We start from the raw sequence: 10039 nt of genomic DNA, 5'->3' as shown, positions 1-10039 counted from the left end.
CACATCTGGTTATCGCTGATGAGGCCTGGCATCGGGCAGAGGCAATCCGTAGCGAAGTAAAACGCTCACTGAGTGAAGATTTCGCCATCGGACATGTCACACTCGAAATCGAACGCTCAGAAAGCGCCTGTGTTGGCTCGCTACGGTTCGGGCATCAGGAAGATTAAGGGGCCTTAAAAAGGAATTGCCGTTCCGATTATGGGGTCGGAACGGCAGACTCGTAACCAAACACTTATCGGATTTCGCGGGCAAGCCCAGGATCACCGGTTTAACACACCACTCACTCTAGAACGGTAGGTTCATGTTACTCGTAACAGAGACAGATGTATTGAGGGCAGATGAAGTTTCTCTAAATTTTACACTAAATCGTGTAAATTTTCGGAAAACTTCGGGCATTTTGGGAAACAGAGCCTCGTCAGATTTGGCACTGTTGCTTACCTAGCGTCAAAATTCGATTCGTTGACGTCAGACTCTCAGGCCGTTGCTGGGTCGAAAACCTCTGAAAACGTCTTTCTCAATGCCACGTCCAGATCCGGCATGGTTACTGGCAGCCCAAGATCGACGAGTGATGTGACACCGTACTCCCGGATGCCACACGGTACTATACCTGTGAAATGATCAAGTTCGGGTTCAACGTTAATTGAGATACCATGAAAGCTGACCCACTTGCGCAGGCGGATACCAATTGCGGCTATCTTGTCTTCCGCGGGTTGGCCGGTAACCGTCAGTGGTTTGTCTTTGCGCTGAACCCAAACGCCAACGCGCCCTTCGCGTATTTCGCCTTGGACATTGAATTCCGCCAGAGCTGAGATCACCCAGGTTTCCAGTTGCTTCACGAACCGGCGCACGTCGTGCCCCCGTTTGCCGACGTCGAGCATGACATAGACGACGCGCTGGCCCGGGCCGTGATAGGTATATTCACCACCGCGCTTGCTTTCATACACGGGGAAGCGATCCGGATCGGTTAAGTCTTCTCGGCGCGCCGAAGTGCCCGCGGTGTACAGCGGGGGATGTTCAAGCAGCCAGATGCATTCGTCAGCCTCACCCGCAGAAATCGCAGCCACCCGCGCCTCCATGAAGGCAACGGCCTCTTGATAATCGGTCAGCCCGTCAGAGATCTTCCATTCCATAGGCGGCTCATATCGCGCATGCGATGGTTGCGAAAGGGGTCAAGCGGCCTCGGCAAGGCATCGCTGCAGAACTTGGGCGTAGGTCTCGGTGCCCTGAGCACCTGTTAGCAGATACTTTCCGCCAAAAACCATTGAAGGTACGCCCGATATACCGCGACTGGTCCAAAACTGTTGCTTCTCTCTGACCGAGGCTGCATGGGCCTGCGACTCAAGCACTGCTTTGGCGGCGACCTCGTCCAAACCAACGGAGGCAACAACGTTTGCCAGTACGTCCACGTCCGACACATCCTTTTGGTCGCTGAAATACGCTTTGAACAAGGCCAGTTTCAACGGATGCTGTCGTCCCTGCGTTTCCGCCCAGTCTAACAATTGGTGGGCGGCAAAGGTATTCACCATGCGGCTTTCGTCGGTGAAATTGAAATCGAATCCGAGTTCCGAGCCGAGCGAGGTCAGGCGATCGCGCGCTTGCTGGCTCTGTTCTTCGGTCGAGCCGTACTTCTCCATAATATGTTCGCGCAGGTTCTGGCCTTCGGGTCCCATGGTGGGGTTGAGCTCGAATGGGTGCCATCTTAGTTGAGCCAGGACATTTTGCTGCTGTAACGCCTGATCCAACTGGCGAAATCCAACGATACACCACGGGCACACGACGTCCGAGACGATGTCGATCTGAACTACGGGACGGGAATCGGGCGATGTCATCTGGAACTCCTGAAGGGGTAGGTGTGGCAGTGTATTGACGCTAGAGATATGGGTTGTGTCGGGGATTTCAAACCTGTGTGTTTTTGCCTCTTCACATCCCTGCGTTCAACGTCTATACGCCGCTCTACCAAGTCACAGACAGTGCGGTCGTGGCGGAATTGGTAGACGCGCAGCGTTGAGGTCGCTGTGGGGTAAAACCCGTGGAAGTTCGAGTCTTCTCGACCGCACCAATGTCAACCCCCAAGGTATTGTTTTTATAGTATAAGTCTGGGGTTGAGTAGAGCCGGCCCCACAACCGGCCCCACACACTGGAAGCGATACATCAACGATGTTCGATCCAGTATTTCACTTCGGAAACCTTCAAGACTGATCGGCTCCCTGCTTTGTAGATTTTGAGGTAGCCACGTTTCCTCGCTCGGTAAATCGTGTCACGCGAGACGCCGAACCACTTGGCTGATTCATTTAAAGGGACATAAATGGGGGCCAAGTCAGGTGGTGACGCGGCAATCTCATGAAGGCTCGAATTGGCTCCTCCAAAGAAGCTAGCGGATTTTTGAGCATTCATCTAAGTGCTTCTCCCTCCGAAATCTTCGCTCTAAGAACAAGCTCCGACAGCATGTTCTGAACAACTGATAGATCTGAATCAGGTTCTTTTTCCTTCAGGTAGAAGTGAAGCCGCAGGCAGTACGCTAGTTCTTCAAGGGGCAGGCAGGAGGCCACATCGCGAATGGTCGCAATTATTGTTTTCATCTCACTTTGATTGCACATCTCTTTCTCGTCTTCGATTTCGCGACGTTTGACGGCCCTGTACATATATACTTCTAGTGCCAGTCCCTTTCGAATGTCCTGGGAAAGTCCAAAAGGAAGCATTTCTGCATCTCGGTTGCAGGCTCGGTACAAATCAAGCAACTCGCGAGTCAGATCCAAATTTGGTAGGAGGTTAAGGTAGTCAACGTACGTAACCTCAAGGGGGCAAGGCGTCTCAGACGTATTGGTGTTTAGCTCCGCTTCCATTCTTCTTCCTATTCTGGTTTCAGGTTCTGCGCCGTGCCTAAATTCATGTTCAGGCTAGGATTGGCGCTTTGATGCTCGAAGGCTATTTGCGAAGTGCGAATGGAGTAAATCCGTGCAAAAAATTATTCCCAATTTGGGGCTGGTGTGGTGTTTGGGTGGATTTAAGATATTGACTTTTATTATTTTTTTCTGTTCTTGAGTACTGCAAGAATAGCCATAGGCAGTTCAAGAATAGTTTTCGACCCCCTCAAGAATAGTCAGGCCTCAACCCAAGAATAGGCGGCGAGGTGAAATCCAGGCGTTTTAGCCAACTGCGCTCTGACGGATGAGAGCTCTGTTAAGCTGAGTGCTTTGGGTGCAACATTGCTAGAAAAATGTTGCGCGCCACTTGGCTAAAAAGGCGTGAGCCTGAATTGATCTGCCCGTTTGCCCGAAGTTCAGCAATCGGAGACGACATTGATTTTCGACCTGTTGAATTTCGAGGGCAAGTAGCTCGGTCCAGTCCGATGAGAATTGGACTGAACCGTCGCCTCACCTCATATTATTTCAAGCGTATGCAACGAAACGACTGAACAACATAATTTGGATGAGGTTCGTTAAATCACATGCGCTTTGTGCGCAAACTCGTAGCAAACGTAGCAAACGTGAAAGACGACGCAGATTTCATGTGCGCGATGGAACTGAAGCTGAAAAAAGTGGATCATGATCCTATCTCCCTGAGGTGATAATGTGCATCTAACATATTGTGTGTATAGTGTGTATAGTAATAATATTGGAGCGTCAAGCATTTGACGCACTGTGTGTATAGTGATACCCTTGTATGATGAAAAAACTTGGTGAACACCCCCCACAACGACTGCAAATACTGATGACGGACGATGAGTTGTCGGACATCAAGGCATACACCCATCAGAACGCGATCTATGGGCGTTCGGCGGCCATCCGTGAACTTGTGAAGATCGGACTGGAAGCAGAGAGAGTTGCCGGAAGATTCAAAAAGGATGACTAATCCGGCCCCAAAAAACGCTTGTGGAAATTTCTTACATACCGGGAGAAATTGTTTTCTTTTGTACTAAGTAATGGAGAGAGCCCCAAAATTTTTGTTTTTGGCAACTCTTCCATTTCGTCCGATCCGATGCCCAATAGCAGCCTGTGGTCCTTTCGGCATTCTAAACGCCCCCAATCCTTTAAAAAGTTTGAAACCGCATTTGTGCCATGTGCTTTCTGGCGATCAGAAGTCGTGGCCACATCCCTGAAGTTGGAGTGACAACAGCCCCGGTCGCGAGACATTGCGGTCAGAGGCACGGAGTCGATTTAGCTCAAAACAACAACCGTCCTTTGGCCATTGAACCGAAGGATACATGTTGTGAACAAGAACAACGCGGGCAAAACCCGCGACCAGAGAGGGTGTGCGCCACGCAGACGTGATCACCATGAAACCAAGCTGCACAGCGGGCAGGCAACGCCTATTTGTGGGCATGAACTGCTCCCGCCGAAAACGTTGCGCCAGGTGGGTAAGAAAGTTGCATATCACGGCGGTTTCCGCCTCGGCTCAGGTTCTGAAAGGTATCGGAAAATGTCTGCCGTTGTTGCCGAGATGGCGGCCGAAGTAGGATACGACTTGTACCGGCCCGGCAAGAAGAAAGCTGCACAATTTTTGCTAGGTCTGCCGGACAACGAATACCTGGCGATCTGTTACCCGGCATTCAAACACGACAAGCGGCTGCCTTCCGTTGCCCTAGTGGATACAACCCAGACGGCGGCCAATCTTCAGTATCTCTATGAGACTAAAGTGTGCGGTCGAGCCCAATTGGCGGCGCTGACGTTTCCGGCCCTGGGCGGCCGAGTTTCGATTGATGGCTACGAAGCTGGCGTGGCCCTGGCATTCAAGCGCATGAATAAGCTCAAAATCGCCCTTAAAAACTCTGGCCTGGGCGACTTCGTGTATGTTCAACTGGAAGCACCATTTCAGTCTGAAACGGAAACCTTCTATCTGCATTTTCATATTTTTCTGACCTTTGACCTTGGTGAGGTCCATCGTCAAAGAGCATTGGCATTCATCAAAGAGAACACGCCCTGGCTGCAAAGCAAGGCTGGGGTCTGTCTAAAATGCATTGCCCACCAGGATGTCGCCCAATTCGTCCGATATGGAACCAAGCCCAGCAAAACCGCGTATGAGATTGCCGCGTCTAAAAATAAAAAGGTGTTCGAAGCATACCTGACTGTCTCCAAAGGCAGGCGTCTTACAAGGACGGAAGGTTCGCTTAAGGAGACAGTGCAGGAACTAAAGGCGCAGGGGCGACGCACGAAGTTTTCCCAATGTGAAACTACAGGTCGTCTTTCTGTCTGCCTGGTGGAAAAACATGGAGTCCGCGAACCAGAAGCTACTGCACAGGTGGACCTCAAGGGGGGCAGGGAGCAAGACACGCTAAAGCCAAAGGCCGGGGGCAAGGCAAACAATGCCTACTGCGGTTGCGGCCGTCCTGTCGCGGCACCGGACGGTCGCCTGGTCGCTTTTGGATACGTCCAGGACTTTTGCGACAGCAACTTCGATCCAGGTTCAGGCAGGGGTGTTCCGGGAAGTTTGTTTGAAGCCAATCGGATCGCTCGACATGCCTGGGAGATGAACACGGGAAAAGCTTTCGATTTGAAAGAATTCCTTGCTCCGCTTGCCAACGACATCGAGCGGTTGCTCCGCGATGCTGATGTTCAGAGTTACACGGTAATCGCATCACCAAACGTTCTGAATACACTCCGGGAGATTCTAAACGAGCGCAAGCAACGTCTCAAAACCCAAAAGACAGTTCACCGGGGAAGGTTTGGCCGGAAAGACATCGCGAGAAAACCAGGACGTTGGGTTCCCAGCATGGCCCCAATCTTAAATTGGTTCAAAGGCTTCATAAACAGAATTTCCGGCACAAACACCAGACCGTCCTCCAGTACTGCCGCCAATCAAAATTAGGTTGCCCGTTGAACTTCCACTGAGCTTGCAATATGTTACGCGAATGAACAGAAACCGGATCCGCATTCATCTGATATGAGCAGCAGCATTGCTGGTCGAAATCTATTGAATGCAGGCGGTCTATTTCTGAGGGTAGTTTCTTGGACATAACCATCTGCGACACTTGCACGAGGGTGTTCATATGCCAAGAATTGTACCGTTACTCACTGACCTGAAACTGTTCGAAACCGATGATGAAGACATTGAACGGCGCTTGAGAAATCATTTGGAAGACGTCAGGTATTCAAGTTGCAAAGATGATGACGCCAAAGAACCAAAGCGTCTGTCGTGGCAGGACACCGACAAGATCCGCCGTCGCGCAAAGAAGATTATCGAAGCCCGTGGCAGGTATTCTCAAGGTCAGCATCTCTCCCGAGCTGACAGAAAGATGCTGCGACCTGTTACAAACGGAGTTGCAGTAGGTGGTCCATCGTCTGTACATCAAGTCGATGAAATCGCGGCAATGTTGTATGATGAGATGCCTTGGATGCAGCAGGTTATCAATGAAATCTGGCTGGACATGCGCCACAACATCATTGAGCATGGTTCAGGTTTGAAGTTGAGGCCGACGCTTCTGGTTGGAGGAGCTGGCTTGGGAAAGACACACCTTGTGCGTCGCATTGCAGACCTTTCTCACCTGCCGGTGGTTCATATTGATGGAGGGGCAAGTTCCGAGGGTTTCCCTATCGCTGGCTTGAGCCGAGGGTGGGGTGGTGCTGAATGTGGGCGCCCGCTGAAAACGATGCTGTCCTCAAAAGTAGCTAATCCGATTGTCGTCATCGATGAAATCGATAAAGCCGGGACCGCTTTCGGTACTAGCGGTCACAGTACTTCAATGCACTCTGCTCTGCTTGGTTTGCTGGAACCTGTGTCATCTGCGAATTGGCATTGCCCATATTTCCAGGTTGGAGTTGATATGAGCCGGGTCAACTGGTTGATGACTGCAAACGATGCAAGTGTTCTTCCGGCATTGATCCGGTCTCGCATTCGTACAATTCATGTCGATCCGCCGAGTGAAGCTCATTTGGCGACTTTCATTGAAAAAGAGATCCGCAGGCGGTCGCTACCTGAAGACTGCGTGGACCAAGTAACGGACGCCATCCACAAGCCAGTTGAGAGCAAGGCTGTCAGCGTTCGTTTCGTTGTAAAACTTCTTGATGAAGTGCAAAGGTTCGAAACCTTGCCGCTGAAGCACTAATCGTCAATGCCTTTGAACGATGTTTGGCGATCCTTTTCTCGTTGAAGTTGATCGCCCCTTGTGGAAATTCTTGCGTCGAATCTTATGGGAACGCTCGATGCTACTGAAAGAAACAAAAAATTGGATCAAGGAAGAAAGAAGCCGCGGAGTTCTCTTTCTAGTACAGAGGATTGACGAGCTAACGTATCCATACACGATTGATAGCTACCGGGCGCCTACGACCAACGCTCCGTTTCTGGCTCGTGAATGCCTCAGTGTATTGGACGACTATGAAGAGCACGATGTTAATCCCGCCCACGTGGAACGAATTTGGGAAGAGTTAGAAGCTCGAATGTCAGGCAACTTCGTCGCAAAATCAATCATGAGAGTGCCCTGGGAAGAATACAACAAGGTGGACAAGAATGATTTTGATGCGATCAAGGGAATGCTCCGAGTTATCTCCACGGAACTTCAACCCATAAAATATCTACAGTGTTGTTTCGATTTTGCGAAAGAAACAGCTCCGAACGAATTGGAGAGAATGGATTTTCTTGCAAGAGAAATAGTCACAACAGCAGTAAATTGCGGAATCGATGTTGCTTACTTGTCCAAGCTAGTTGGGGATTATTTTTTTGGAGCTAAGGCTCGCGAAGACGATGAGGCGCTAGAAGATTTTTTTCAGGAAATTATTCCAAAGAGGCGAAAGTACTCTGTTCATCTGACGGTAAAAACAGACGACAATTTGGTGAAAAAGGAGATATCAGATCTATTCTCCGTTCAAGTTTCCGCTGATGAACCGCCCGCAATTTCCGGTTGCGGTGAGACCTTGGAGCTAGGTGAAGGCGAGGTCTTCATTACCATTCAAAAAATAGAGGTGCCGGATCCATTTAACGCTCTTAGTGTGGCGAAGAAAACGGTTGCAAGACTACAGGACATGTACGGCCTGTTTTATCACAAGGGTAGTTACAAAATTGGTCGGCACGCGCTGATTTTACAGGATGGGGATGAAGTTGAGGTGTTTAAGCTTCGTGCTGATGTAAATAGCATGGAGTTTATTAGAGATAATCGAAAAGGACTTGCCGGCCGCAAGTTAGAAGGCCTGATCAAGAAAGTAAATCTACCCGTCGGCAGCGATAGAGAGAAGTTTTTTAGGGTCGTGGATTTCCACGGAATGAGCCTTGGATCAGAAATCCCAGAAAACCAACTGATTAATCTTTGGACATCACTTGAGACGATTGCCCCATCTCAAAAAGCAAAGAGCATAGTTGGTAGTGTTGTCGATGGGATTGTTCCCTTCATTGGGCTTCAGTATCTTTCAAGGATATTTGGGAACTTGACGCGAGACCTAAAGCGCTGGGACGACGCAAAATTGAAAAGCGCTTTGCGTTCAGGCGATATAAGCAAGGATCTCACACTAACGGAGCAAGTCTTTTCACTAACTGTTCTTCCAGAACACGACGAGACGTGTAGTAAACTCTTGGCGCATATGGATGAGTTTCCATTGTTGAGAAAAAGAATTTTTGAGTTAAACAAAAAATGCCAGTCTGGGGAAAAGTTGGTTTCGTGGGTTGAGAAGCATCAAAGAAATGTCGAACAGCAGATATATAGGATTTACCGCGCTCGAAATTCGATAGTGCACTCAGCAAGCGATTCTCGCTCTATCGGCAACTTGATTGTCAGTGCTCATGACTACTTCGACCAAACCTTTGCGTTGTCATCCGAAATGTGCAGCCGACCCTACGGCTTCTCTAATTATTCTGAGAGTTTTAGCTTTTGCCGGCTTGCTTACAAAAAATACAAGGCTGACATCAGTAAAATCGAAGAGATAAGTGAAGTCGATGTTTCGACAGTCATTTGGGGTTACGATTAGGCTCAGCCCATTTGTCTTTGCAAAACCTATTGTGGGCTATGGATACGTCATCTTATCTAGGTGCGAAAAAAAGGTGGGCTTGTTTGTCCGAAATCATTTGCTCTCTAAACCAGTAATTTCTGGCGAAAAAGGTATTTTTGTCGCCAATCACGTCAGTAGTTTGGAGAAACAGTATCTGGTGCTCAATTTGAGTGGACCCCAAGGCAACAGTCCAAGTGGTCAAGATTTTTGTGGAGAAGCGTTCAACTAGGGTGGTTTTCACTTCAAATTAACACATTTCGAGTAAGTTCTAGAAGTCAAGTGAACAGAGGTAAAACTATGGCCAGAAAGATCGGGTATCGACGCGTAAGCTCCAACGAACAGAACCTTGAACGCCAAGATTTGAGCTATTGTGATCGTGTTTTTGAAGAAAAGGTTTCTGGCGGATCTATGAAGCGCCCCGAGCTAGCCAAGATGTTGGATTCTTGTGGGTTGGCGATGAAGTCCACGTTTGGTCCATCGACCGCCTAGCACGTTCTATGTCTGACCTTCTGGAAATCGTTCAAACTATCAGCAAGTCCGGCGCAAGCATTCACTTCATCAGTGAAAACCTGAAGTTTTCAGGCAATCCAGATACAGATGATGCGGCGGCAACATTACAAATGCACCTGTTGGGGGCGTTTGCACAATTCGAAAGGTCGATCATCCGGAAAAGGCAGAGGGAAGGAATCGCCAAGGCAAAGGCCGCAGGGAAGTACAAAGGCCGGAAGCCTGCTGTGAACCGAGACGATGTACGGCGCCGCTTAGAATTGAGACTGCCTGTTGCTCAAATTGCCAGAGAAATGCAGATCTCCAGAAGTACCGTGTATGCGATTGGGAAAGAGTTGGGATTTCAAGTTCGGCCTGGCACGGTGGCTCCGGAGAAAAGACAGCCAGCAGAGACAGGTTAAGTTCAGGTTTAGGGTGGTTTGCATTTTTCGATGTTTCGACAACCTAAGGTTCAGGGCCGATTGCCTGAATCTTTAGGGATGAAACATGGGATACATAACGATGCCGCATGCCTGCTTCCTGGCGGGCACCACCAAAAACCCAATAAAACGAGCGATAGCCTTGGGGAGTATCTATGCATACAAAGATAACCACGGCCGTTGGCAGATTGGCGAAAAAAC

General features: G+C 49.4%; 10 protein-coding genes and 1 tRNA gene. 7 read left to right on the top strand and 4 right to left on the bottom strand.

Features of this window, described 5'->3' with window-relative positions:
• Positions 1 to 473: 473 nt before the first annotated feature.
• Positions 474 to 1130, bottom strand: coding sequence for a lipoyl(octanoyl) transferase LipB (gene lipB / locus E1297_RS47555; RefSeq protein WP_155151330.1), 657 nt, complete (start codon positions 1128 to 1130; stop codon positions 474 to 476).
• 39 nt (positions 1131 to 1169) lie between these two features.
• Positions 1170 to 1829, bottom strand: a complete 660-nt coding sequence (locus tag E1297_RS47550) for a DsbA family oxidoreductase (protein ID WP_155151328.1) — start codon at positions 1827 to 1829, stop codon at positions 1170 to 1172.
• Positions 1830 to 1972: 143 nt separating this feature from the next.
• Between E1297_RS47550 and E1297_RS47545 the strand changes: the two genes are divergently transcribed.
• Positions 1973 to 2059, top strand: a tRNA-Leu gene (locus E1297_RS47545).
• A 92-nt stretch (positions 2060 to 2151) separates the two neighbouring features.
• Here E1297_RS47545 and E1297_RS51505 read toward each other — a convergent pair.
• Complete coding sequence (locus E1297_RS51505; RefSeq protein ID WP_155151325.1) at positions 2152 to 2394, bottom strand: helix-turn-helix domain-containing protein; 243 nt, start codon at positions 2392 to 2394, stop codon at positions 2152 to 2154.
• Positions 2391 to 2843, bottom strand: coding sequence for a hypothetical protein (locus E1297_RS47535; protein WP_155151322.1), 453 nt, complete (start codon positions 2841 to 2843; stop codon positions 2391 to 2393). The genes E1297_RS51505 and E1297_RS47535 overlap by 4 nt, the downstream gene beginning before the upstream one ends.
• An 868-nt stretch (positions 2844 to 3711) precedes the next feature.
• Here E1297_RS47535 and E1297_RS47530 point away from each other — a divergent pair.
• The 6 genes from E1297_RS47530 to E1297_RS50910 all read left to right on the top strand — a co-directional run bounded on the left by E1297_RS47530 (position 3712) and on the right by E1297_RS50910 (position 9820).
• Entirely contained in the window at positions 3712 to 3852 is a 141-nt protein-coding gene (locus tag E1297_RS47530; RefSeq protein WP_155151320.1) for a hypothetical protein, read from the top strand.
• A 357-nt stretch (positions 3853 to 4209) separates the two neighbouring features.
• Positions 4210 to 5805, top strand: a complete 1596-nt coding sequence (locus tag E1297_RS47525) for a hypothetical protein (protein ID WP_155151318.1) — start codon at positions 4210 to 4212, stop codon at positions 5803 to 5805.
• A 181-nt stretch (positions 5806 to 5986) separates the two neighbouring features.
• Positions 5987 to 7042, top strand: a complete 1056-nt coding sequence (locus tag E1297_RS47520; protein ID WP_155151315.1) for an AAA family ATPase — start codon at positions 5987 to 5989, stop codon at positions 7040 to 7042.
• A 97-nt stretch (positions 7043 to 7139) separates the two neighbouring features.
• Positions 7140 to 8891: a hypothetical protein gene (locus E1297_RS47515; protein WP_155151312.1), complete on the top strand. Its 1752-nt coding sequence runs from the start codon at positions 7140 to 7142 to the stop codon at positions 8889 to 8891.
• A gap of 318 nt (positions 8892 to 9209) precedes the next feature.
• Complete coding sequence (locus E1297_RS51500) at positions 9210 to 9401, top strand: recombinase family protein (RefSeq protein WP_209016428.1); 192 nt, start codon at positions 9210 to 9212, stop codon at positions 9399 to 9401.
• Positions 9356 to 9820 (top strand): recombinase family protein, encoded by a 465-nt coding sequence (locus E1297_RS50910; protein ID WP_209016427.1) that lies wholly within the window; start codon positions 9356 to 9358, stop codon positions 9818 to 9820. Before E1297_RS51500 ends, E1297_RS50910 begins: the two co-directional genes overlap by 46 nt.
• The last annotated feature ends 219 nt before the right edge of the window (positions 9821 to 10039 follow it).

Source organism: Roseibium sp. RKSG952, from assembly GCF_009711355.1.
Note: the sequence above shows the minus strand (reverse complement) of the source record. Positions and strands in the feature narration are given on the sequence as shown.